Genomic DNA, 24,311 nt, shown 5'->3' on the forward strand with positions numbered 1-24,311 from the left:
GGCATTAGACATGCGACCGCATGGAGGGTCAATCAATGGCGAGCATCATCAAGTTCCCCCGGAGTCTCGATTCCCCCGTCCCCCGTGCGGCTCGGCCGTGGATCGCTCCCAAGTACCTTGAAGGGATCCGCGGAAAAGCCATCTTTTCCGGCCTGGTCGAAGGCATCTGGGTTGCCATTGTCCTCGTGTGGCCGGTATTGAAGTGGGTTCTGTCGATCGACGTATTTTTTCAGTTGTTTCGCATGATATACCAATGGGGCAGGGCGGACGTTCATGACGTTTGGACGTTTACCCTTCATTTCGCAGTGCTGACCTCGCTTACCTGCTTTGTTTCTCTGTACAAGCCGAAAGGCAACAAATTTTAGCGGCTAAAAAATTGGCCTTCCCGGACGACAGCCGTTCGGCTGACCGGCAACTCACGAATGGCGGCTGTCACCGCCTTTTGATCAATCCTGGCGCGGAGCAAGAAATGGGTGCAATCCATGAAAAAACGGCTGACCGAAGGCCAGTTCCACGAGGCCGTCAAGGGGCTGAAAGTAGGGGAACAGACACTGGAGATCGCCCGCGGCGTGCTGATCGACGGCAAGCCACAAGCGGACTTTGTCGCGCAATTGGGACTCTCCAGGGGCGCGGTATCGCAAGCGGTCGACCGGGTGTGGTCCGCACACCAGGCAAAGAATTTACCGGCGGGCTACGAGCGGGTATCGGCAGTATTGCCGGAACACCAGGCTTTCATTGTGAAAAAGTGGGCCGAGGACGCCACAAGGAAACGGGAGCCCACTAAATGAAAACACTCGTCACGGCAAATCAGAAGGGCGGCGTCGGCAAGACTTCAACCGTCGTTCACCTTGCGTTTGACTTCCTCGAACGCGGCTTGAGAGTTGCCGTGATCGACCTGGACACCCAGGCCAATGCCTCTTATACGCTGCAGGAATTCCAGAGCGGCTACCTGGCAAGCCAGATGTTCTCGACGAACGGCGACGCGGTACGTGCCTGCTTCAAGGACTTGCCAGAAGGCCCGCTGGTACGCCTGATCGCTTCCGACGCGCCACTGGCCGACATGGAAAAGCGGACGATGGCCGATGTGGCATCGAGCTTCACGCACAACGTCAAGGCACTGGCCAAGTGCGGATTCGACGTGTGCCTGATCGACACCGCGCCTTCCCTTGGTGTCAGCATGGCCGCGGCACTTTACGCGGCCGACTATGTGCTTTCGCCGATCGAGTTGGAGGCCTACAGCATCCAGGGGATCAAGAAGATGGTCATGGCCATTGCCAACGTCCGCAAGGCGAATCCCGGCCTGAAGTTCCTTGGCATGGTGCCCAGCAAGATCGATGGCCGCAACCCGCGCCATGGTCGCCACCTGCAAGAGCTGGCGAACGCCTATCCACAACTGATGATCCCGGCCGGAATTGGCCTTCGCAGCAGTATCGCCGATGCCCTGGCTTCAGGCGTGCCGGTCTGGAAGATCAGGAAGACCGCCGCTCGCAAGGCCGCGCAGGAAGTCCGCGCATTGGCCGCTCATGTTTTCGAGAAGATGGAGATTGCACAATGACTACCGCCGCCACCAACACCGTCAAGAAGGCCAAGAAGCAGCCCGAGGCGCAGCCACCGGCGTTTGGACTGGGCCTGGATAACATCGGCGATCTTTCGGGCCTCCTGAACCAGCCGGAAGCCAGCGGGAATGCTTCCGGACCACTGGATCTGCCGCTCGATCTGATTTCCGAGGATCCGCACCAACCGAGAACGAAGGACAACCCGGGCTTCTCTTCGGAAAGCCTGACAGAACTCGCCGACACGATCCGTTTGCGCGGCGTCAAGACCCCTATTTCCGTGCGTGAGAATCCCGAGGCATCCGGCTTTTTCATCATCAACCACGGAGCGCGGCGCGCCCGCGCGTCAAAACTGGCAGGCAAGACCAGCATCCCCGCGTTCATCGACAACGACTACAACGAGGCCGACCAGGTCATCGAGAACCTGCAACGCAACGACCTTACCCCCCGCGAGATTGCCGATTTCATCGGCCGCGAACTGGCCAAGGGCAAGCAGAAGGGCGAAATCGCCAAGGAGCTTGGCAAGTCCGCTTCCTTTGTGTCGCAGCACGTGACCTTGCTGGACCTGCCGGACCCAATTGCCATCGCGTTCAACTCGGGGCGGTGCCGTGACGTGACGGTGATCAACGAACTGGTGACCGCGCACAAGAAGCGACCCCAGGAGGTAAGCGTGTGGCTGGCCGACGAGAGCCAGGAAATTGCACGCGGATCGGTCAAGCTGCTGCGCGAGTTTCTCGAAGACAAACGCAAGCATGAGTACGTCGCCCCTGCCGCCGACGACGACCCGATCGATGAGTCTCCCGCCGCCCAGAGCGATTACGAAGCCAGCGACCATGAAAACGCCGTTGCCGAGCAAGCTCCGGACGCATCCGCGGACAAGCACGATAAAGCTCCGAAGGAAGCCAACCTGGACAAGCTGAAGAAAACCATCGTGCAGGTCAGACACGACGATCGGCCCGCCCGCCTGCTCCTGAATCGCCGGCCACCGGCCGCAGGCTACGCCTTGTTGAAATACGAGGATGACGGACAGGAGTTCATGGCCGATCTTTCGCAAGTGCAGCTCGTAGCACTCGTGGAAGGGTAAGCAGGGTTCGGATACCCCAGCAGCCTTGCGTCTTTGCAACTTCAAGCCGCAAGGTCAACGGAAGAAAGAGGGAGTAAGAGAATATGGCAACCGGCGAAAAAGTACCGACAGACCAGATTTCCGGGAAGTTTGACAAGCTTCGCCGCGACGCTTACCTGGACAAGCGGGGCATCGACCCCCACCAGCCGTTCCAGCTGGACTTGCTGCTTCCCGATCTGAACGACAGCCAGCGCTTCATTCCGAACGACTACGCCCGCTCGTCGCTGTTCACCGCCCGCAACAAGAGGGAAGCCCGGCGGGTTCTGCAACACGAGAAGCTGTTCCACCTGCACGAAGGCCAAGGCATTTCGCTTGTCTATACCGGCATCGAACTGAGGGCCGAGGATGACGAACTCGTCTGGCTTCAGATCATGCATTACGCCAAGCACGTGCCTCTGGGTGACCCCTTCGAGTTCTCCGTCAAGGATCTGGTCCGCGACCTCGGCTGGGCCAAGAATGGGCGCTACTACGACAAGGTCCGCGAATGCATTTCTCGCCTCAAGGCCAACGAAGTGCTGGTCCTGAACGATAAGGCCTATGGCAAGAGTGGCGCCATCTCGCTGATCGACAAGTACAGCGCCATCAACGACGCTGAAGGCAAGCTCACTCAATACCGCGTCTGGGTTGACCCCAACCTGATCGTGCTCTTCGCCGGCAACACCTTCACCAATCATTCCTGGGAAACCTACCGCTCCCTGTCGCCCGTCGCCCGCCGCCTGGCGGACTACATCGAAAGCCACAAGCAACCTTTCCCCCTGAAACTCGACAGGTTCCGCGAAATGTGCGGATCAACGAGCAAGACCGTCTACGGGTGGCGGCGCACAGCACGCGAGGCCTGCGCGGAGATCGAGGCCAGTGGCATTGCCAAGTGCGTGCAGCTACATACCGACGACAGCATCTACGTCGTCAACGAATGACGGCACGGTCATCGCACACCACCCGGGCGCACAAGCCCTTGTCCCATCTCCATGCTTCATTTGTCACGGCTTGCCAAAGCACCTGTCCCCAAGCCCCCTTCAGATACCCGCAGAGCCAAGTTATCCACAGAAGCGTGACAGATGACGCAGGCAGCGTGACAGATGACGCAGGGCAAACTAGTCGCCCATGCGTCATCTGTCACGGTTTTTGGCGTCAAAACCCCGTCTGCCAACCCTCCTTGTGGATAACCTTCTCTACACATCGCTCCAGATACACTCAACCGTCACCAAACGTGACTGATGAAGCATGTTTGGTGACTGATGACGCATGAAATCGACAACTTCGCCGCGGCAACCGTGACAGATGAAGCATAAACCCGTGACAGATGACGCATGCAACCGTGACAGATGACGCAGGCGCTCATTTCCTACGCATTTGTTTTTTCATGGTTTTTAGGCCTTTTCCTCGGCCGTTAACCATCTTTTAACCTTTTATAACCAAAAACACCCTGTCTTATCTCCGCCTAAGGGCTCTCTCCCCCGCCGTATTTCTAAACATCTCCTCCTAGGTCCGGCCTTAAAAATCCTTGCACATCCACCACTTTCAAGATTGAACTCCAAAGAAAAAATGCCCTCTATCGTTTCTTCTGGAGCAGGCCATCAACTACCGTTCGTTGCCAGAAACGAGCCTTCGAGCAGCAATCACCTAATGGTGCGCCTTCATGAAGACTCAACTTCAACGTACACTGATATCCTTAGCCTTATTTGCGGACGACTGGGAGGAAACATGACATACAACACTTCTCAGCGAAACTTGCTTGAGTTTATCCGGGCACACCAAGTCGTAGCAGAAGCAGCAAAAACCTTACTTATACCGTCGTTGGTGAGACACATCGTTGGGACCGATTTCTCCGGTACTTGGTGGTCTCTGCAAGACTCCTCTGCCATTTTCAACGCGCTACAAAAACTTCGAAGCCGGAAGGACATTCTTGTCTGCAAGCTGGCAAAGGGCAAAGTCACCCTTGTCCACCAGAACTCGTTCTTACCGCTCGTCTCCTTGTCATCGAAATTTCTGCCGGGAGCTCTAGACAAGGTGGAGGAACGTCACATGGACAATGGCCGGCACGAGTTGACCAAAGTGCCGGTCGAAGTATGGTGGGCTGCGTCCCCTTCTGCAACGAGTCCCCTTCTTTCCGAACCGGCAGCACTCAAGTGTCTGAATGAACTTACCCCCGGTTTGAGTGGCGTTATCCGAAAATTCTATGCGTGATGCTTAGTTAGCGCTGCGGGCCGCTTCCACCACAGCGGGGCTTGATAGTGCGCGCAGAAACTCAACGAGAAAACGCTTCTCTTCGGACGTTAGAAAGATTGGACGAATGGAAGGCGATAGATTTGGGTTCGGAGTTCCACCCTTGTCATAGAACTCAACCACATCTTCCAGCGTCTTCAAGCTTCCATCATGCATGTACGGAGCACGCTGTGCGACGTTTCGGAGAGAAGGAGTTCTGAACGCTCCCAGATCCGACGGATCCCTTGTGATCGAGAACCTCCCAACGTCACGAAAGCGACCAAACTTGTACCCTACACCAAGGTTGTGAAACCGAAAATCGGTGAAGAGAGCGGTACCGCCTCCGAGTGGGTTGAACTGTGGATGGAACACGTCATGACAGTTCAAGCATCCACCACGCAATGAGAAGACATCCAAACCCTTCACCTGGTCGACGGTGAGGGCAGTCCTATCACCCCCGAAAACGTAGTGGTCAAACGGTGAGTCGCCTGAAGTCAGACTTCGCTCGTACTGAGCGATTGCCTCCGTGAGCCTCTTCGCTGTGACCTCTTTCGTCCCAAACGCACGCCTAAACGCGTTTTGGTAGTCAGCGTCACTTCGAATCTGAGCAACAGCGTCTTCCACGGGCTGCCCCATGTCACCGCCGACACGGAAGGTGTCGAACACCTGTTCTTCGAGCGATCGATACTTGCCGTCCCACATGGTTGTTGGCAGGTATCCGGCATTGAGGACAGACTGTGTTCGGCGGTTTGTGAAGCTACCGTCGTCTCGAATACTTGCCGCCTTAGAGTCTGCAAAGCCACTTGCCGGATTGTGACAGCTCGCACAACTAGTCTTCCCAGATGCCGAAAGCCTCGTCTCGAAAAATAGACGACCTCCCAAGTCCACAACCGCAGCTGTTAGAGGCCGCCCTATTGGAATATCCGGCTCAATCAGGCCTAAGGGCCGCTTGACGCGGTACGTCAACTCAGCACCGGTTGCGGCGGCCAAGAAAAACAGCGAGACTGCCGTGAAACCCCACCTCATTGAACTGTCAGCTGCAGAGTAGACATATTCCCGAGGACTGATGCGCCTGGAGCGATAACTCGCTTCATTTCAAGAGTGACGACCTTGCCTGCATCTGCAGATATTTCCTCAGCAGGCATGGATGCCAGTAAGTCTTGGAGTCTAGCAGCGGCTGCGGCACGCGAAGGCATTGCCGCCATCGCCTTGACACTCTCCTGAAGCATTGCCTTACCCTGAGGTGAAACCCGCATGTTCCTGATTAGGCCTTCCAGTTCTTCTACGCGCACAGGATCCATTTGAGCATCGCTCCGCATCCTGCTCGCAAACTCGGCAGCGACGACGCTAATGTCGCTATTACCTGGCTCCAGATAGAAGAGTGCGTTCGGTTGTGTACGAGGAAAGACATGGCCCATTTCCAGTAATTTTTCTGCGCCAGCAGGTGCACGAATTGCAGATGCATCCTTTGGGATAATTGTCGTCGCGTTTCCGACTGTGTCCTCGGCAGTGAACCGCAGCTCTAACTTAGTTCCTAACGCAAATGGTCCGAGTGACACTTCGAATAGGGTCGGAACCACAAAGTTTCCAGCTTTGTAATTGTGTGCCTTTTCCGCCCACGTAAGGCCGCCATCGGTTGAATATTGGGTTGTTACGCCAGTGGCTTCCTTGACTCCAGAACCTTGGTCCGCAACCAATGCCTGAATGGATATGCGGTGGTCCGTAGTAGCCACCAAGCGATAGTCAGCGACAGTTGGAGGAATCGTATCATGCGCTAGGAACCATTCCTTCTGTTGCCAAGGCGTTCCGCTATTCACGTCAACGAGGCTCAATCGCGACTCTAGAAAGACCCCTTCCGAAATGGCGGCCGGTGCCTTCATGGAAAGCGTGCCGTTAATCATCTGACCCGGCTGTATGACGAACGGAGTGCTTTGCGTTGGGATACCTTGCAACTGCCAACCCTTCGGGTAGTGCGTTCGTTCGAACTGCCATTTAACAGTAACTGGCTTGTCCTCGTTGTTTTTATACACATAATTGAATGCCACCAAACGTCCTGGCTCCACCCGGTGTTCAACGTTCCAAGATTTGGTCTTGACGTTGTCAAATGGATTTGCATCCTTGGTGCCAACAGTCTCAACGACCGCGCGCACGTCGTATCGCTTGTGAGTTCGGTCGAACTGGTCAATGATGTTGTTCAGTTCTCGGCTTGATTGCATCCGAAGAATCTTGCCTTCGCGCCCGCCATCTACGAACGCCGGGATGCGGATGGTCTTGAACTCGTCGGGAGGTTGAAGAGAGAGGAGGGGCAGTCCTTCTTCATCTAGAACAACCACATAAATGCGGCCTTCTCCTGGTTTATTTCCAAGGTTACGAACCCGGACCTCAACCTCTTCTACCTGTGCAGCATTACGCCAAGCAATCGAGATTCCAGGTCTGCTGGAAGGGCCGTTAAAGTCATTACTGAGAACACGTTCGGTAGCCGCCAAACGAGTCTCCGGCGTGTAGTCGTCGTTCATGCCCCAAGAGCTAGGGCGGGAGAACGTCTCGTCGTCGGCGATGCCAAGGTCAACACCTTCAACTGGAGACTGCGGCAGGGTACCCAAAACCGCTTGCGACGCTGCAAAACAGCTTCCGCAAACGGTGCCAAGCAGAAAGATAAACTTGCCGACCTTTTTCATAATGAACTCCTCCTGTATGTATTACACACGACGCCGACCAGGGATTCTTGTTCATCTCCACACAGCTTTTTATTAAGCTTCCTTTAGATTCCGTCTCGCAGCGACAACCTTGCCCTCCTTCTTTCCTTCGGATACACCAACGAAGTAACGCGCCATGTCCGGCGCACATGTACAGGTTCAACCGCCACCTGAGGTGCTCGCTTTAGCCTAGTGTACTGCTGAATTCTTGATGAGACTTTTTGATAGCCTGAAAACAACGTGAAACCCTTGAGGTGGACAGGGTTTATATGTTTCACACTGCATGCAACATGACACTAATGAGTTTATGACCCGGTTTACAACAAAAGTTTCCAGCCAGAGCGAGCCGTCATTACCCTGAGCTCCGTAGCTGCACTCAAATATCTAGCAGTCGAAAACCACGGCGCCGTAGATCGTCTTGAACTGTTTTATGTCGTCCGCAACATAGCGCTGCAACGTCTTCACCACTCATGGCTCTGGCCGTTTGGAGTCTCTGATACTTTTCTGGTGCATGGTCTGCAGGTGATGCAGTTGGCGCCGACCCAGTGTGCCCGGTATGCTCCATATCAGCTCGATGTCGTCGCGCACGGCCTGCGCTTCTGTAGCCCTCATACCCCGGCCGTAGAGCGTACGCACCAGTGCATACCGGATGTCGTTCGCGCCAACCCCTTGCGGATCTGCCTGAAGATGATGGCGTAGCAGCGGCAGGATATTGCGCCCCCCTTTGTCGCGGCGGTGGTAGAGCAAGGAGCGCACCGACGGGTCAAGCAAAAGTGCCATACGCTCGGGAGTGAGCAGCCGCCTGTTGGCCACGGCTTCGACAACAATTTCGTTGGATACCACACGGCCACGGGTGCCTAGATCAAATTCGGCACGTAGGTGGTAAATTCCTGGAGTGGCGAATGTGGTACCACCAGCTCCGGCAAAAATGCTGATGTCTCGGGCGATCGATTGCCCTGGCTTTAGCGTGAGCTTAACCTGTGGGCTGCAATAGCGGCGGGGCGAACGGTAGCGACACCGGTTGCCGTTTGGGTAGGTAATCCAAACTATGAATTCTTCATAACCAGGATCCAAGCGATCGGGAATGCGCAGGACATGCGCACTGTCCGCTGCAGAGCTTAAGGTCACGTCCATCTCCACCGGGGCCGCGCACGCGAACACGGCGTTTTCGATGCCGATGCGTAGGTCCACCTTTGGAGCTTCGCTGTGTACAACTGGCCGTCGGCAGGGAGTGTTCTCCGCCGACACTGGAACGAACGGCGAACCGCCGGGATAGACCCACCGATTTGTCGCGCATTCTGCCAGCCAGCCGTGCTGTCCGTGTGTGAACTGGAAGTGGTCAAAATTATGGCTACGAGTTACAAGGCTCGTAGCCATGAACGAAGGCGGCGATTCGAGGTGATCCAGATTGAATAGGTGGCCCAATTCGTGCACGGTGGTAAACTCGACCTCCTTGTCAAACTCAATCGGATCGTGCCGCAACCGCTGAATGGCGTCGACGAAGATCGCGCACCCCTCGCGTGGCGTGGCAGTGAACTCAAGGGCGTCGTTAGGGTCATCCTTCGTCGGTTGGCCACGATCGAACATAACGCCGAACACGCTTTTGCGCGGCCGGTATGAGTTCGCCAGGATGAGCGCGACGCGTGAGACCCGTGTTGCGCCGGGAGGATTCGCTGCGAGTCGCTCTACCGCAAAATGCAGGTCCAATGCATCCACCACCTGCGCTTGCGCACCGACAATGGGGCCCTCGGGGATGCGGTTGCGTGGCACAAGATTGATGACCCCGTCCGAGCCAGCGAAAAAATGGTCACGCAAGAAGCTGACGTCGCCTAGGAAGCCGCTTGGCGTCTCGAATGTGTCGCTCGACTTGCCGATGTGGCACTCAATTGTTACCGTGCGCATTGCTCTCAGTTCTCCAGCCAGCTGACCCGCAAACTAACCATCTTCCGCTCGCCGCTATCGCGCTGTACGATGAGATCCAGCCGGTAGTTGCCGGGCGGCAGCGTATTCGGAAGGCCGACCATCACCTCTGTGTTCCCTGAGGCAGCTGAGATCTTGAGCTTGTTGCCAGCGATAACGACAGCTGTGGCGCTCTCGGACGGACGCACAAGCCGGCTCGCGTTGGCATCCACCGTGACCGGATGGCTGAAGTGCACTACGATCTCGTGCTGCGTATCTGCGCGCTTGATCTCGAAGCGATCCGGGTGAGCAACGAGCCCGCCTACGGCCGGCGCGGCCGCGGGCCCCCCCGCCGTGGCGTCAAGGACCGCCTGCGCTTCCACCGCGACCAGCTTCACGCCCTCACCTACCGGCAGCACGCGGAACAACACCGGACCGTAAGCTTTACCGACAATAGCCGTTGCGCCGGGGTCATTGAAGGCGCCATTCGGTGTCGCACGCACGAGCCCGAGCCGGCGCTCCATCTGCTCGAGCTTGAGCCGTTCCTGAGAGATCTCAAGCTCCAGATCAAGACGCGTCTTCTCGTCGTTCAACTTTGGGTGGGCGGTGTAAAACTTTTGCTTGTCGATCAGCAGAGCAAGTTTCTCGCGCTGCACCCGTGCAGTCTCATCTGCATTGTTGACAGCCTCCTGTTTTGCCTGTTCCTGCGCTTTGCGCGCCTTCTCTTCGCTCTGCTCGGCGGCGATCTGCGCCTTGCGAATCTCCGTGGCCGCCTGCACACCGGCCACGGACATGGCAGTAGAATCAGTGTCGAGACTGACGGTAGTCAGCATGCCGTCCTTCGTCTCAACGTTGAACGTCGCGCTGGTGAGGTACGAGTTGAGGTTGAGCGTGTAAGTGTTGTTAGGGTCTGGAAGATACTTCACCTGCGCGCGCACGCTGCCGTCAGACTGTGGTGCCATGTAAATGTGAGGTGCGGGCAAGTGGTAGCGCAGGCCCTGACTGTCAGCGGTAGCGGGGTGACCATCGAGCGTCGTGGTACAACCGGCGCCCACAAGGACGGCTGCGATCAGTGCTAAATGGACGCGGGGCAGGACGTCAGTGGTTGCGGCGCGGCTCACAGTTGGCCTCCCAGCGAGGTCGCACTGGCCGCTTCCGAGGTCACGGTAACCTGGATAGTCACTGGGTTGTTGTCGCCGTCCACGCCTTGGCCGCCCACCAGCCGCGTACCGTCCTTGTCGATAACGATCTTGAAGAGATAGGGAGCCGGCACTTGGCGCACGGTGCCCGAGCCTGGATCGTTCATGGCGGCGTTGTTCATTGCCGCGAGGCCGAGCGTCTTGATCGTACCAACTATGCTGGCCGGAACGACGGTATTGTCCACGATGAACTTGGATGTGGTGAGCACGCCGTTGACGAAGGTCAAGGTCGTATTGTTCTTTGCAGCGAAAGCGTGCAGGTCCATCACCATCCTGCGCGACGTATCCGGCATCATCTCGATGCTGCTGGTGATGCCGCCCTTGCCGTCCGCATAGATCAGAAGGTATGGCGCCATCTCGTAGTAGCGGATGCCGTCGGCCGCGGCGTCCTCGGCAGCGTTCGCTACTGGCCGCGCTGTGTAACCGGCACATCCTACAATGCTCTCTACGAGTGCGCATACAAGCGCGATTCGTGTTGTTCTTATCATGACAAACCCCCTTCCCTGAGTCTGTAGGCGATTCGATCGTTCGGATTTGAATCCTCGCGCCATATCTTCACCTACATGGTCAAACTGAATATTTGGGCCATGAAGAGTGTGTAAGTATTGTGCGACGGTGGCGAACATTGCAAGGTAAATTACCTCCTCCTTATGGCGGCACGGACTGCTCGCGGAAACGGAGTACGGCGGTTGCAGCTTACAATCCACTTTACGCACCGCGCAGCCGTTGCGTCGTCCTCTGGTCCGGAGTTCGTCAACAGCGGAGTTAGTCGATCCGACGGGTCGTGTCAGCCAACCACTAGTCCATCATGTGATTATGGTTTTCTACTTCAAACACCCTACAGGCCGATTGACTTCAGTGCGACGGTTCCAAGCTCATAGTTGGTTTTCTCCAACTTGACGCGAATTGGCTCCCACCTCGTTTTGTTGCTGCTACCAACTCGGCACTCCGCCCAGAATTCACCGCGCAGCCCCTCAACCTGAGTCAGTAGATCTTTAAGTTCGGCGGTGTCTTGGAAATAGACGCTAATACGCCGCCGCGTCGAGTCAAAAGCGTCGACCACCGTATCCTTGAGCGTGCTCAGATCTTTTACCTGACCCATGCACGCGTCATAGCCGACTGCTGTGTAGTTATGCGCTGCGATCAGAAAGTCGTCTACCACTTTGGCTTGAATTTTTAGCCGCTCAGCAGCTATCGCCGCCTTGTAGTCAACAAGTTTCTCGATTGGCTTGACGATGAGCATTAAGCAAACCGTGCCGACTACCGCGAACGCGATGGTCCGCCAAGTCTCATACTTAAATTTTTCTTTATCCGTCCAGCTCTGCATCTTGAGGGGGGGGGAGGAGAGTGGGTTCCTCGTTTTGTTTGAGGTAGTCTCAGGAATTGACATGGAATTGGCCTCGAATAGTTGCGAAAATTGATCGTAGACGTCTAACGAATGGCGTTTATCTGCCGCCCCAAAAGCTCTCTCAACTACCGGTCGACGGGCGGTGGCAGATTGGTGTAACCGGGGACAGGCCACAATTTCATCCGCATATAGCTCAAAAAAGATCTCCAGAGACCGAGTCGATCCGCTTGCGTGGCTGGCCGGCGGAAGAAGGGCGTTTTCCCGAACGCCAGCTTCTGGATGAGGTAACCGACGCTGCATAAGAATGCCACCAGTTCATCCCGCGCCGCCAGCCAACAACCGTCGCAAACGCCCTCGCATTCTCCTGCACAGAATAACCAACGTTCGACTGTGCTCTCGGTTTCGGCGTACCTCTGCCCCGTAAACCTTGATCAATAAGAAGAATAAGAAGAAGATTACAATTATCGTTATTTTTTCGCTTGACCCCGAAGGAGCCGCCGCACATGGAACTGAACAAAGACACCCGCGACCGCATTTTCTCTGCTGCGGACTCGCTCTATGAGCAGGCCGGCCGGGAATCCTTTCCTACGGTGGATGCGGTCCGCAAGGCGTCCAAGGTCAACATGAACGATGCCGCTACCGCGATGAAGCAGTGGCGACGTGCGCAGACTGCCCAGGCGGCGCCGGTGGCGATCACTGTTCCGGATGCTGTCCATCAGCTTCATAGCCAGGCGCTGGCCGCCTTGTGGCAGTCCGCCCAAGACACGGCAAACGAATCGCTGCGCGCTGCGCAAGCCGGGTGGGAAGCCGAGCGGGCCGAGGCGGAAACGCTCAACAAGCAACTTGGCGATGCCTATGACGCCCAGGCAACCGAGCTGGAGACCGCATGCCGGCAAATCGAGGAGCTAAGCGCCCAGAATCACGCCGAGCAGGCGCGATCGACCGAACTCGCGCAGCAGCTTCAAGAAACGGTGAATGCCAAGCTGGCTGCCGAAAGTCGGGCGACCATAGCCGAGCAGCGGGCTATCGAAATTGATCGTCGAGCGGCGGATTTGCGGGCAGAGCTGGACCTTGCCCACCAGGACGCTGCGCAGGTGCGCAGCGAGGTTGCAGCCCTCCGGGCCAAGGCCGAGTCTGCCGAGGAGGCGCATCAGGAACAGCGGAAGACCGCCGCCCAGGAGGCGCATCGAGCTGCCGAGCGTCTTGCCGCGACGCAGATGGAGCGCGACGAAGCGCGCAAAGAGGTCGGAAAGGCACGCGAGGAAGCCTCAAACTGGCGAGGTCAGGTTGAGGCCTTGAAGGAGCAGCAGCGCGGTCTTCTCGAAGCCGTCAAGACAGGGCGGGTAGCCGGTACAACGTCCGAAAATGAGATCCCCAAAGACCGATAAAGTCGAAGCGCTTGCATCCATCAGAAAGCCACCTCTGAAGATGCTAAGTCAATGAGTTATTGGACGACTTTCGTTTTCTCGACGGCTCGCGAAAAGCCGCGTAACGGTCTGTTTAGAAACGAATAGTTGTTTCTTCGTAGTTTCCAACTGCGACCTATCGTATTAGACTTGCACGCTGTTTTTAACCTGCAGGTAGTGAACTTCATTGTGCACGCCGCTCTACCTGACAGCCATGTGGCGGCACTCTCGGATAGGATCAACCCATGAAACAGCGCCTTCTTGTGATGAACGGCCAACGAATCGTTCAGCATGAGCAGGAAGGGCAGTGGCAGAACGACAAGGTCGACAGAGCCGGAACCGTCAAGCCCGGCATCTACAACTTGTATCTAGCCAGTCCCGCAGACAAGACCAAGACCCACGATGGCGTGGTCCTGTACGCCGACAAAGAGAGTGTTTTTCAGCAGGTCGGTAAGACTTTCATCAAGCATGCTCGGTCGGATTTCGACAAGGTGCCTGAAAGCGGCAGCAACGCGAGCATCAGATACGACCAGGGCAGGGCGGTTGCTGCCTCGGTCTTGGCGGCGCATTTGAGCCGTGGATTGTCCAGATGACACCCTTTAGCCGCTAAAGAACGAGGGCTCCCAGCGCCCAGCCTTGCTTGCCTTCGACGACATCGGGCGTGCGCGCGGCGCCGGCAGGTTTGCATTCAATGGACGGCAGCCCATAGGGCGATCGCTGCCGCAATACACGTGATGCACGACGCCGCCACGTTCAAGGCGCTGATTCTCCGGGCGTCGCGAACTGGGCCGGCGACGCGGCGCAGCGCCACATCGATTTCACCGCGCACGGAAGCCGCCGCCTCCTTCGCCCCTTCTTGCATGAGCTTCGCTGCTGCCTCCTTGCTGGCCGCAAGGGACACATTCAAGATCCTTTCCGCTTTGGCCTTGGCATCGTTTCCCCAGCGCAGCGCGAGGGCTTCCAGTTCTTCCTTGTACTGATCAAGCATGACTTGCTGAGCCTTGGCGCTGTCCTGCATCAGCCTGGCGTTGATTGTTTGCAGGATCAGGATCGGGTCATCGCGGCTGACGGCTATGCCGTGCTTGGCCGCGATTTCCTTGATCAACTCTTCGACTTGGTCGGCCATCACAGCACCGCCGCGCTATCCAGTTGGCTGAACAATTGCCCTTTGACGATCTTGAGGCGCTGCCGCGTCATGATCGTCAGCGAGTCCATCGCCAGGGCTTCGTCGAAAGTCAGGCGCTCCTGCAGCATGTCGCTCAGGTCGCGGCCGTAGGTGTCTTCCTTGAGCGCCGGGATTTTCACGATGGCCGACACCCGTGCCTTGTTTGTCGTGTAGGCCTTCATCTGCTCGAAGCTCTTGCCTTCGTGCTCGACCGGTCCCCAGAAGGGATTGAGCCAGACCACGAACAGGGCTTCGGCAGGGAACTGGCTGGCCAGCTGGGCGAAGCCACTGACAGTGTCGAGGAGGGCCTGGCTTCCGGTGATCACGGTATGCACCACCATTTCGTGGCCCATGTCCTGCAGCAGCGCCGGCACCTGGTTGCTGATTAGGTAATGCGTCAGCGGTACAAAGGAACTGGCGCCGTTGTCGATGATCACGTCGTCTTTCGACGGCGCAATCAGTTCGACCAGGGTGTCGAAGTTGCGGGTCTGGATTTCGTCGCCCTGCATGATTTCCAGGAGCCGAACGTTCAGCGCCTTGAAGCCGTGGAAGGTGGCGTTCACCGGGTCGGTGTCGATGCACAGGGGCTGTTGTCCCTTGCTGATCTTGTACTGCGCAATCACCGTCGCGATGAACGACTTGCCGACGCCGCCCTTGCCTTGCAAGACCATGTGAATTTTGGCCATTAGAGTAGATCCTCCTTCTTCGGTGTTCTGTTGAATGTGAAGCCGCTTGTCGCCGGCCCCTCCGGGTTTTTCTCGGTTGCCTGCGTTGTTGCCTGGCCGTGCTGATTGCCGATCCATGAGTCGGTAGCTACCGGCGTCGGTACTGTTGTCCTGCTCGCTGGTGACGACAGGATCAGGCGATTCGCGTAGCCGCGGAAAGCCTGGTAGCTGAAGGAAACCTTGCCTTCCTCGTGCAAGGTTTCCCAGATTGTCTTGACCGGCCAGCCGTCATCGAGGGCCTGTTTGACGTCCCCCCGTATGGCCAGGAAGGTCGCCCGGTTCTGCCCGTTACGGGACGGCTTCTTCCTGGTTGCGCGTTCTGCGATGCGCGCCGACAAGTTCTTCGTCATGACCGCCTCGTAAGCATTGTTCTGTCTTTTTTCCGCCTGACGCACCGACATGAGCCCGCGCTTGTGCCGCTTCGGGTCGGTTTTCGTCTTCAACAATGATACGATATATCGAAATTAACGGTACGGCAACGCTGCAACAACGCCCCGGCAACGCGCTGTGCCTTGCTACTTCTGGCGTAACAACGCTGTAGCGCCGGGCAGGATATGTGAAGTAGGCCCACCCGCAGGCGGGTCGTCCTTCTTCACGAAGCCCTTATTCGCACTTCGTGCTCAACGGACATCCTGCTCTGCGAGGCAGCCGGCTATTGCCGCCACAACTGGGGGAACGATGGAGAAGGAAAACAAGGCAACGCGCAAAGGCAGTCCGCCGATCAAGGTGTATTGCCTGCCCGAAGAGCGGCACCAGATCCAGGCGAATGCAGCCGCGACTGGCCTGAGCTTGTCGACCTTCTTGCTGAACGTCGGCATTGGCTACCAGGTGCGCGGCATCGTGGACAACAAGCAGGTGGAAGAGCTGGCGAGGATCAATGGGGACCTGGGCCGACTCGGCGGCCTGCTGAAGCTCTGGCTGACCGACGACGCTCGTTTGGCTTCGGTCGGCGAGGCCACCATCCGGGCGGTGCTCGCTCGAATCGAGTCCACGCAGGACCAGATGATTCACGTCATGGGGACGGTGGTCAGGCCCAGGGCTGACTGAGAAAATTTTAGCGGCTAAAACGCCGGGAGGGCAGGCATGATCGCCAAGCAAGTGCCCATGAAGTCGGTCAAGAAGAGCGACTTCGCCGAACTGGTGAAGTACATCACCAACGCGCAGCAGAAAGCCGAGCGCGTTGGCGGCGTGACTGTCACGAATTGCCAGTCAGACCGGCCGGACGCGGCGGTTCTCGAGGTCATCAACACCCAGGTTCAGAACACCCGTGCCGAGTCCGACAAGACCTATCACCTGATTGTCAGCTTCCGCGGCGACGAGCCCGACGAAATCACCTTGAATGCTATCGAGGCGCGAATTTGCGGGGCGCTCGGCTACGGCGATCATCAGCGGGTCAGTGCCGTTCACCACGACACCGACAACCTGCACATCCATATTGCGATCAACAAGATTCACCCCACGCGCTATTCGATCCACACGCCCTACAACGACCACAAGATCCTGGGCGAGCTTTGCGAGCGGCTGGAACTCGACTACGGCCTGGAGCGTGACAACCACCAGGCGCAGAAGCGCGGTGCGGAGAATCGCGCTGCCGATATGGAACGTCATGCAGGCGTTGAAAGCCTGCTTGGCTGGATCCAGCGCGAATGCCTGAAGGAGATCCAGGCCGCGCAGTCCTGGGCAGAGCTGCATGAAGTGATGCGGGACAACGGCCTGGAACTGCGGGCTCGCGGCAACGGCTTGATCATTGCCGACCAGTCGGGAACCGTCGTCAAGGCGAGTTCCGTTGCCCGCGAGTTGTCCAAGGGCAAGCTCGAAGGCCGGCTTGGCCCTTTCGAAGCTTCAGCGGAGTGGACGGCCAACCAGGCGGTGAAGCCGGTACGGCAGTACGAGCCGCGCCCGGTTCGGACACGGGTGGATACGGTCGAGTTGTACGCCAGGTACAAAGCCGAGCAGCAGGACATCGGCGCTTCGCGTTCGCTTGCCTGGGCACAGGCGCGTGACCGGAAGAATCGCCTGATTGAAGCCGCCAAGCGGAGCGGTCGCCTGAAGCGGGCCGCCATCAAGCTTTTGGGTGACCCGGGTGTTGGCCGTAAGGCACTCTATGCGCTCGCAAGCAAGACGCTCCGGGACGAAATCGAGAAGATCAGCAAGCAGTACCTCAAGGATCGGCAGGTCATTCAAGAGAAGTGCCGGCGCCAGACCTGGGCCGACTGGTTGCGCCGCAAGGCCACCAACGGAGATCGCGAGGCGCTGGCTACCCTGCGCGCACGCGATGCTGCGCAGGGTCTCAAGGGAAACACGCTGGCAGCCACAGGCGGGCAGCAGGTGGACCAGGAAGCCGAGGCGCGCCAGGACGGCATCACCAAGACGGGAACGATCATCTACCGGGTTGGCTCGTCGGCGGTCAGGGACGATGGCGAGAAGCTAAAGGTTTCTCGGGGAGTTACCCAGGACGGCCTGCAGGCTGCCTTGCGCATGGCGATGGAGCGGTACGGGGACCGCATCACGGTCAACGGCAGCGCCGAATTCAAGGAGCAGGTCGCCGGCGCAGCGGCGATCGGAAACCTTCCCCTCACGTTTGAAGACGTCGTCCTGGAGCGGCGTCGACAAGCGCTCTTGAGCGAAGCAAACACTGGGGGGCGTGATCGCCAGGAGCAACAGGAAGAGCAGGTGGATAACGGGCCGCGACCGGATGTTCCCCGGGCAGGAGTGGCTTCGCCAGCCATGTCGGCGACCGGGAAGCATATCGAGAAGCGTGACCAGGGGCGTTCTTTACATTTCGATATAAAGAACCACATACGATATACTGATCATAAAAGCGGGGCGGAGACTGCCGCCGGCACCTGCCAGGGCGAGGGTCAATCGCCGGCCTTGCTGAAACGCGGCGAGGAAGTTCCGGGGATGCCGATTGACGAAGCGTCCGCACAACGCCAGAAGCGCGTTGTCGTCGGTGATGCCGTCACCGTCACCCAGCCGGGTTCAACCAAGACAAAAGGGCGAAGCAGGTGAAAGACAAATTCAACAACGCCGTCGGTCCGCAGGTACGCGCACCGAAACCCAAGGCCGACAAGATCATTCCAGCCTTGGGTGTTGCGTCGCTGGTCGCGGGCCTGCAGTCCGCCACTCAGTTCTTTGCGCACGATTTCCAGTACCAGGCGGTACTTGGTCCTCACCTCAACCACGTGTATGCGCCGTGGTCGATCCTGGGCTGGGTCGGTACGTGGTACGGCCAGTACCCGGACGCCATCATGCGCGCCGGCGGTATCGGCATGACCGTCAGTGCTGCGGGCCTGCTCGGCCTGGCTGTCACCAAGATGGTTTTGGCGAACTCGGCCAAGCTCAACCCGTACCTGCATGGTTCAGCACGCTGGGCGAACGTGAAGGACATCGAGGCTTCCGGGCTGTTGCCCCGGCCGCGTAGCTTCTGGCAGATCCTCACCGGGAAGGCGCTGCCCACAAGCGCTGGCGTCTATGTCGGCGCTTGGCTGGACAAGCAGGGCAAGCAGCGTTACCTGCGCCACAACGGCCCGGAGCATGTCCTGTGCTACGCGCCGACCCGTTCCGGCAAGGGCGTTGGCCTGGTCATGCCGACTCTCCTTTCCTGGGGCGAGAGCGCCGTCATCACCGACCTCAAAGGCGAGCTCTGGTCACTGACCGCCGGTTGGCGCAAGCAGCACGCGCACAACAAGGTGCTGCGCTTCGAGCCAGCCTCCGCCACCGGCAGTGTTTGCTGGAACCCGCTGGACGAAATCCGCACCGGTACCGAAAACGAGGTTGGCGACGTGCAGAACCTGGCGACCCTGATCGTCGATCCGGACGGCAAAGGCCTCGAATCGCACTGGCAGAAAACCGGCCAGGCATTGCTTGTCGGCGTGATCCTGCATGCGCTCTACAAGGCCAGGAACGAGGGAACGGCGGCGACCCTGCCGGCCGTCGATGCCCTGCTGGCCGATCCCGACCGGGACATCGCCGAGCTGTGGATGGAAATGCGCACCTACGGGCACATAGACGGCGAGAACCATCCTGCCGTCGGATCGGCTGCTCGCGACATGATGGATCGCCCCGACGAAGAAGCCGGGTCGGTACTGTCCACCGCCAAGTCTTACCTGGCCCTGTACCGAGATCCCATCGTCGCCCGCAACATCAGTAGGTCAGAATTCCATATCCGCGACTTGATGCACCACGAGCAGCCGGTCAGCCTGTACATCGTCACCCAGCCCAACGACAAGGCTCGCTTGAGGTCCCTGGTGCGCATCATGGTGAACATGATCGTGCGCCTGCTGGCCGACAAGATGGACTTCAAGGACGGCCGCCAGGTCGCGCACTACAAGCACCGCTTGCTGCTGATGCTGGACGAGTTTCCCAGCCTCGGCAAACTCGAAATCCTGCAGGAGTCGCTGGCCTTCGTGGCCGGCTACGGGATCAAGTGCTACCTGATCTGCCAGGACATCAACCAGCTCAAGAGCCGTGAAACCGGCTACGGGCACGACGAAAGCATCACCTCCAATTGTCACGTTCAAACCGCCTACCCGCCGAACCGGGTAGAGACGGCCGAGCACCTTTCGAAGCTGACCGGGCAAACCACCGTCGCCAAGGAACAAGTCACTACCAGTGGACGCCGCACGAGTGCCTTGCTTGGCCAGGTTTCGCGCACCATTCAGGAAGTGCAGCGGCCCTTGCTCACTCCCGACGAGTGCCTGCGCATGCCAGGCGCAATCAAGAACGCCATGGGCGACATCGACGAGGCCGGCGACATGGTGGTGTACGTGGCCGGCTATCCGGCCATCTACGGCAAGCAACCGCTCTACTTCAAGGATCCGGTGTTCCAGGCACGCGCCGCGATCCCGGCGCCGGAAAACAGCGACAAGCTGCTGCACGTGCACGCGGTGTCGGCAGGAGAGGCCATCACGATATGAAGCGCCTCCTCAAGCGCGTCAGCGTGGCAACTGCCGTGGCCGGCGTTGCCGTGCTGCTGGTGGGTGCAATGGCCTACGCAAGCGGCGCGCGCGTCAACAGCACTCGGAGTATTTCGGTCGGCGTGTACTGGCTGAGCAGCGATCCCGTCGTCAAAGGCGCTTACGTCATCTTCTGCCCGCCGCAAATCGGCGTCTTCGACGAGGCCAAGGCAAGGGGCTACATCGGCGCCGGCTTCTGCCCCGGTGGGTACGGCTACATGATGAAGCGCGTTTTAGCCGCTAAAAACGACGCCATCAGCATCACCGCCGAAGGCGTGCGCGTAAATGGCGAACTGCTGCCATTGAGCGCCCCGATCGAGGCCGATTCGGCTGGCCGGCCCCTGCCGCGTTTTCAGGCGGAGCGCTTCACGCTGAGCGGTTCCGAACTGCTGTTGATGTCGGACGTCAGCGGCATCTCCTTCGATGGCCGTTACTTCGGCCCGATCGATCGTTCGCAAATCAAGGGCGTCATCCGCCCCGTTTTTACGTGGTGAGGAGGAATTCATGAGCTTGTTCATCGCAGGAAAGCCCGGCCTGGCCAAGACCAGGTCTGCCTACAGCCAATCCAAGGAGTAGAGACCATGACTACCCGGAACACCGTTCTGCCCACCGATGAAGCCGCCAATGACAGTACGGTCAGCGATACGGCCAACGCCGCCGCCGTGCTGTACGAGAAACTCGCCGACGCGATGACCCCTGGCTATCAAGCCGAGTTCGATCCCGAAGAAGCCGAACAGGCCGGCGCTTTCGTCGAGGACGCCCTGAGCGAACAGGACGCCGTCGAGAGCGATATCGACCTGGTCGATGCCACGGCGCCGGCCGCCACCACCGAGGCGAAGGGGTAAGGACGATGGCCGAGACCAAGAAAGCATTTCACGAACAGGTTGCCGAGCAACTGATCGAGCAATTGAAACAAGGCACCGCGCCCTGGCAAAGACCGTGGCATCCGGGCGAGCCGGGTTCCTTCATCCCGATCAACCCGACCACCGGCAAGCGCTATCGCGGCATCAACGCCATCCAGTTGCTGGGCCAGGGCCGCACCGATCAACGCTGGATGACCTACAAGCAGGCGGCGGCTGCCGGCGCGCAGGTGCGCAAGGGCGAGAAAGGGACGCCGATCCAGTATTGGAAATTCAGCGAAGAACAGGCCAAGACCGACGAGGCCGGCAAGCCTGTACTCGACGCCCAGGGAAAGCCGGTGAAAGACGATGTTCGCCTGGAACGGCCCCGGGTGTTCTTTGCCACCGTGTTCAACGCCGAGCAGATCGACGGCCTGCCACCGCTGCAGCCGCGCAAGGAGCAGGAATGGAATGCCCTCGAACGGGTTGAACACATCTTGCAGGCCTCTGGTGCGCTGATCCAGCACGGCCCGCAAAACCGGGCCTTCTACCGGCCGGGATCCGACAGCATCCACCTCCCCGAAAAGGGTCAGTTTCCCAGCGCTGACACTTACTATGCGACAGCGCTGCACGAACTGGGACACTGGACAGGCCACCCGTCACGCCTTGCTCGTGACCTGGAGCATCCTTTCGGCAGCGAGGCCTATGCCAAGGAAGAGCTGCGGGCAGAAATTGCCAGCATGATCATGGGCGATGAGCTCGGAATCGGCCACGATCCCGGCCAGCACGCGGCCTATGTCGGAACGTGGATCAAGGTCCTGAAAGACGATCCACTCGAAGTCTTCCGCGCGGCCGCGGACGCCGAGAAGATCCACGCCTATGTGCTGGCTCTGGAGCAACAGCAGGTTCAGGAACAGAGCACCGAGCAGAGCCAGGAAGCGATCGCGCCGGTCATTTCCGACAGCGAAAACCAGGAGGCAGCCATGCAGACCCTGACGCAGAGCGAAGCCAACGCGCACGAGCAGGCGGCCGACCTGGCACGACTCGAGGAAGAGCGGGTCCGCCGCGATCCCGGCAGCACCGACGAACAGATTGCCGCCGCAAGAGAGGCGCGCAAGTCGGCTGACCTGGCCGTCGTGCTCAACGACGCCGATATTCAACGGCGTATCGCGCAGCTTGAGAGCGAGAAGCCGTCGGTACCGGCGGCGAACAACACCGAGCCGGCGCAAAAGAACTATCTCGACGTGCCGTATCACCAGAAAAACGAGGCGAAGGCTCTGGGTGCACGTTGGGATCGTCAGGAACAATCCTGGTTTCTTCCGGCAGGCATCAAGGACGCCGCTCCCTTCGCCCAGTGGGCACGGAAAGCCGACACCGCGGCCCCGGAAGGTCAGGCCAAGCCCGAGAAGCAGCGCACCCAGGAGCGCCAGTATCTCGCCGTTCCCTACGGCGAACGCGCCGCAGCCAAGGCCGCCGGCGCTTTGTGGGATAAGGCCGCGAAATCCTGGTTTACCGCCGTGAACGCCGACAAGAGCCGGCTGCAACGCTGGTTGCCGGAGAACGTCCATGTCCAGCAAGGGCCGGCCATGTCACCGCGAGACGAGTTCGCCGAGGCGCTGCGCTCGATCGGCTGCGTCGTGGGCGGCGAGCATCCGATGATGGACGGCAAGAAACACCGCATCAGCGTCGAAGGCGAGAAGCTCAGCGAGAAAGCCGGTTCCGGCTTCTACGTGGGCCACCTGGACGGCCACCCGGCCGGCTACGTGAAGAACAACAAGACCGGCGTCGACATGAAGTGGAAGTCGAAGGGCTACGCGCTCGACCCCGAGCAGAAAGCCAGGCTACAGGCCGAAGCGGCCGAAAAGCTGCAAGCGCGCACTGCCGAGCAGGAGCGGCTGCAGGAGCAGACGGCGCAGCGGGTGGCCAAGCAGATGGCGCATCTGCTGCCGGTTATCGTACCGACCACGTACATGCAAACCAAGGGAATCGAGCCGCAGGCCGGCGTTTTCACGGACAAGGAAGGCCGGGAAACCTACATCCCGGCCACCGACACCGACGGCAAGCAATGGACGATGCAGTACATCCAGGAGGACGGCACCAAGCGCTTCGCCAAGGACAGCCGCAAGGAAGGCTGCTTCCATGCAATCGGCGGCCTGGACGCCCTGGCCAAGGCCCCTGCCCTGGTCATTGGCGAAGGCTACGCGACGGCCAGCAGCTTGCAGCAGACGCTGGGTTTCGCGACCGTCGCCGCCTTCGACTCGGGCAACCTGCTACCCGTCGCCAAGGCCTTGCATGCGAAGTTCCCGGACAAGCCCATCCTGATCGCCGGCGACGACGATCGGCACCTCGAAGCCACCCAGGGAATAAATCCCGGCCGCAGCAAGGCCGAGGAAGCGGCCAAGGCGGTTGGCGGCAAGGCCTTGCTACCGATCTTCGCGCCTGGCGAACAAGCCGCGAACCCGAAGGGATTTACCGACTTCAACGATTTGGCGACCAAAAGCGTGCTGGGGCGGGAAGGGATCGAGCGGCAGGTTTGTTCGGTGGTCGATGACGTGGTCGAGCGTTGCCAGGCGCACAGTGTCGAGCTGCCACAGCAGGTTGAGAAACGGGAGCAGCGGTTACGTAGGGCGGTGAAGGTGGGGTAATAGATATGGCGTCATCGCAGGTTGCGCTGCGATGACGCTTGCTTGCCCGATTTGGGAAGCGCGAGGCAAGTAAGGAAATGATATCCGATGGTGCCAGAGATCAGCTGTTTTCATCAGCCCACCACCTCTGGCGCGCGCCATCGACTACAGCCTGAAGCGCTGGTCGGCATTGATCCGCACCGCCCATAGCGGTGACTTGCCGATCGATAACAATCTGGTGGAAAACGCGATCCGGCCGATCACCATCGGGCGGCGAAACTGGTTGTTCACCGGCTCCAAGCGCGCGGGTCGTCGGGCTGCTGCGATCCAGAGTTTATTGGCCACGGCAAAGCTCAATGGCTTGGAGCCGTATGCCTGGCTCAAGGAAACGCTGGAAAAGCTCCCGGCCTGGCCTTACAGCCGGATCAATAAGCTACTGCCGCTCAGAGCTGCGCTTGCAGAAATACCGATCAGCAACCTCGTGGCGTAGGACGCTTACGCTGTCCGGCCGCGTACGGGACTTCAGTTTCCCCAGGCGGCGTGGCGCACTCGCCCGGAACTCGGTGGCCGG

At 59.0% G+C, this 24,311-nt stretch carries 23 protein-coding genes and 1 pseudogene; 15 read left to right on the forward strand and 9 right to left on the reverse strand.

Annotated elements, in window-relative coordinates:
• Positions 1 to 35: 35 nt before the first annotated feature.
• The 6 genes from kleE to RUW20_RS13535 all read left to right on the forward strand — a co-directional run bounded on the left by kleE (position 36) and on the right by RUW20_RS13535 (position 4,863).
• Entirely contained in the window at positions 36 to 365 is a 330-nt protein-coding gene (gene kleE, locus RUW20_RS13510; RefSeq protein WP_169068720.1) for a KleE stable inheritance protein, read from the forward strand.
• A 117-nt stretch (positions 366 to 482) separates the two neighbouring features.
• Entirely contained in the window at positions 483 to 788 is a 306-nt protein-coding gene (locus RUW20_RS13515; protein WP_313952759.1) for a transcriptional regulator KorA, read from the forward strand.
• Positions 785 to 1,555 (forward strand): ParA family protein, encoded by a 771-nt coding sequence (locus RUW20_RS13520; protein ID WP_313952760.1) that lies wholly within the window; start codon positions 785 to 787, stop codon positions 1,553 to 1,555. The genes RUW20_RS13515 and RUW20_RS13520 overlap by 4 nt, the downstream gene beginning before the upstream one ends.
• Complete coding sequence (locus RUW20_RS13525) at positions 1,552 to 2,637, forward strand: ParB/RepB/Spo0J family partition protein (protein ID WP_313952761.1); 1,086 nt, start codon at positions 1,552 to 1,554, stop codon at positions 2,635 to 2,637. The genes RUW20_RS13520 and RUW20_RS13525 overlap by 4 nt, the downstream gene beginning before the upstream one ends.
• 83 nt (positions 2,638 to 2,720) lie before the next feature.
• Complete coding sequence (gene trfA, locus RUW20_RS13530) at positions 2,721 to 3,593, forward strand: plasmid replication initiator TrfA (protein ID WP_313952762.1); 873 nt, start codon at positions 2,721 to 2,723, stop codon at positions 3,591 to 3,593.
• A gap of 787 nt (positions 3,594 to 4,380) precedes the next feature.
• Positions 4,381 to 4,863, forward strand: a complete 483-nt coding sequence (locus tag RUW20_RS13535) for a hypothetical protein (protein ID WP_313952763.1) — start codon at positions 4,381 to 4,383, stop codon at positions 4,861 to 4,863.
• Positions 4,864 to 4,866: 3 nt separating this feature from the next.
• Here RUW20_RS13535 and RUW20_RS13540 read toward each other — a convergent pair whose 3' ends face one another.
• The 6 genes from RUW20_RS13540 to RUW20_RS13565 all read right to left on the reverse strand — a co-directional run bounded on the left by RUW20_RS13540 (position 4,867) and on the right by RUW20_RS13565 (position 12,065).
• Positions 4,867 to 5,907: a cytochrome c peroxidase gene (locus RUW20_RS13540; RefSeq protein WP_313952764.1), complete on the reverse strand. Its 1,041-nt coding sequence runs from the start codon at positions 5,905 to 5,907 to the stop codon at positions 4,867 to 4,869.
• Positions 5,904 to 7,559: a hypothetical protein gene (locus RUW20_RS13545; protein WP_313952765.1), complete on the reverse strand. Its 1,656-nt coding sequence runs from the start codon at positions 7,557 to 7,559 to the stop codon at positions 5,904 to 5,906. Before RUW20_RS13545 ends, RUW20_RS13540 begins: the two co-directional genes overlap by 4 nt.
• A gap of 486 nt (positions 7,560 to 8,045) precedes the next feature.
• A complete protein-coding gene (locus RUW20_RS13550) occupies positions 8,046 to 9,479 on the reverse strand; it encodes a hypothetical protein (protein WP_313952766.1) in 1,434 nt (477 codons plus the stop codon).
• Positions 9,480 to 9,484: 5 nt separating this feature from the next.
• Positions 9,485 to 10,597 (reverse strand): hypothetical protein, encoded by a 1,113-nt coding sequence (locus tag RUW20_RS13555; protein WP_313952767.1) that lies wholly within the window; start codon positions 10,595 to 10,597, stop codon positions 9,485 to 9,487.
• On the reverse strand, positions 10,594 to 11,301 hold the full coding sequence (locus tag RUW20_RS13560; RefSeq protein WP_313952768.1) for a hypothetical protein: 708 nt from the start codon (positions 11,299 to 11,301) through the stop codon (positions 10,594 to 10,596). The genes RUW20_RS13555 and RUW20_RS13560 overlap by 4 nt, the downstream gene beginning before the upstream one ends.
• Positions 11,302 to 11,513: 212 nt before the next feature.
• Positions 11,514 to 12,065, reverse strand: a complete 552-nt coding sequence (locus RUW20_RS13565) for a hypothetical protein (protein ID WP_313952769.1) — start codon at positions 12,063 to 12,065, stop codon at positions 11,514 to 11,516.
• A 461-nt stretch (positions 12,066 to 12,526) separates the two neighbouring features.
• Here RUW20_RS13565 and RUW20_RS13570 point away from each other — a divergent pair, with 461 nt between their 5' ends.
• Positions 12,527 to 13,411 (forward strand): DNA-binding protein, encoded by an 885-nt coding sequence (locus tag RUW20_RS13570; RefSeq protein WP_313952770.1) that lies wholly within the window; start codon positions 12,527 to 12,529, stop codon positions 13,409 to 13,411.
• Between the two features lie 263 nt (positions 13,412 to 13,674).
• Entirely contained in the window at positions 13,675 to 14,022 is a 348-nt protein-coding gene (locus RUW20_RS13575; protein ID WP_313952771.1) for a KfrB domain-containing protein, read from the forward strand.
• A gap of 95 nt (positions 14,023 to 14,117) precedes the next feature.
• Here the strand turns inward: RUW20_RS13575 and RUW20_RS13580 are convergent, their stop codons facing one another.
• The 3 genes from RUW20_RS13580 to RUW20_RS13590 are packed head-to-tail and all read right to left on the reverse strand — an operon-like array spanning position 14,118 to position 15,669.
• The gene (locus RUW20_RS13580) at positions 14,118 to 14,555 is read right to left on the reverse strand and encodes a conjugal transfer protein TraM (RefSeq protein ID WP_313952772.1); all 438 of its coding nucleotides are present in this window, start codon (positions 14,553 to 14,555) and stop codon (positions 14,118 to 14,120) included.
• Positions 14,555 to 15,280: a conjugal transfer protein TraL gene (locus RUW20_RS13585; RefSeq protein ID WP_313952773.1), complete on the reverse strand. Its 726-nt coding sequence runs from the start codon at positions 15,278 to 15,280 to the stop codon at positions 14,555 to 14,557. The genes RUW20_RS13580 and RUW20_RS13585 overlap by 1 nt, the downstream gene beginning before the upstream one ends.
• The gene (locus tag RUW20_RS13590; protein WP_313952774.1) at positions 15,280 to 15,669 is read right to left on the reverse strand and encodes a TraK family protein; all 390 of its coding nucleotides are present in this window, start codon (positions 15,667 to 15,669) and stop codon (positions 15,280 to 15,282) included. Before RUW20_RS13590 ends, RUW20_RS13585 begins: the two co-directional genes overlap by 1 nt.
• Positions 15,670 to 15,997: 328 nt before the next feature.
• On the opposite strand from RUW20_RS13590, the gene traJ reads away from it, so the two are divergent.
• The 7 genes and pseudogenes from traJ to RUW20_RS13625 all read left to right on the forward strand — a co-directional run.
• The gene (traJ, locus tag RUW20_RS13595) at positions 15,998 to 16,366 is read left to right on the forward strand and encodes a conjugal transfer transcriptional regulator TraJ (RefSeq protein WP_313952775.1); all 369 of its coding nucleotides are present in this window, start codon (positions 15,998 to 16,000) and stop codon (positions 16,364 to 16,366) included.
• Between the two features lie 36 nt (positions 16,367 to 16,402).
• Positions 16,403 to 18,331 carry a TraI/MobA(P) family conjugative relaxase gene (gene traI / locus RUW20_RS13600; RefSeq protein ID WP_313952776.1) on the forward strand — a complete coding sequence of 643 codons (1,929 nt, stop codon included), beginning with the start codon at positions 16,403 to 16,405 and terminating at the stop codon, positions 18,329 to 18,331.
• Positions 18,328 to 20,238, forward strand: coding sequence for a type IV secretory system conjugative DNA transfer family protein (locus RUW20_RS13605; protein WP_313952777.1), 1,911 nt, complete (start codon positions 18,328 to 18,330; stop codon positions 20,236 to 20,238). Before traI ends, RUW20_RS13605 begins: the two co-directional genes overlap by 4 nt.
• On the forward strand, positions 20,235 to 20,771 hold the full coding sequence (gene traF, locus RUW20_RS13610) for a conjugative transfer signal peptidase TraF (RefSeq protein WP_313952778.1): 537 nt from the start codon (positions 20,235 to 20,237) through the stop codon (positions 20,769 to 20,771). The genes RUW20_RS13605 and traF overlap by 4 nt, the downstream gene beginning before the upstream one ends.
• An 87-nt stretch (positions 20,772 to 20,858) precedes the next feature.
• Positions 20,859 to 21,122 carry a protein TraD gene (locus tag RUW20_RS13615; RefSeq protein WP_313952779.1) on the forward strand — a complete coding sequence of 88 codons (264 nt, stop codon included), beginning with the start codon at positions 20,859 to 20,861 and terminating at the stop codon, positions 21,120 to 21,122.
• Between the two features lie 5 nt (positions 21,123 to 21,127).
• Positions 21,128 to 23,761, forward strand: coding sequence for a zincin-like metallopeptidase domain-containing protein (locus tag RUW20_RS13620; RefSeq protein WP_313952780.1), 2,634 nt, complete (start codon positions 21,128 to 21,130; stop codon positions 23,759 to 23,761).
• A gap of 127 nt (positions 23,762 to 23,888) precedes the next feature.
• A pseudogene (locus tag RUW20_RS13625) lies at positions 23,889 to 24,230 on the forward strand (transposase); the annotation flags it as partial.
• Between the last annotated feature and the right edge of the window lie 81 nt (positions 24,231 to 24,311).

It is taken from the genome of Accumulibacter sp., assembly GCF_032229525.1.
Classification (GTDB): domain Bacteria; phylum Pseudomonadota; class Gammaproteobacteria; order Burkholderiales; family Rhodocyclaceae; genus Accumulibacter.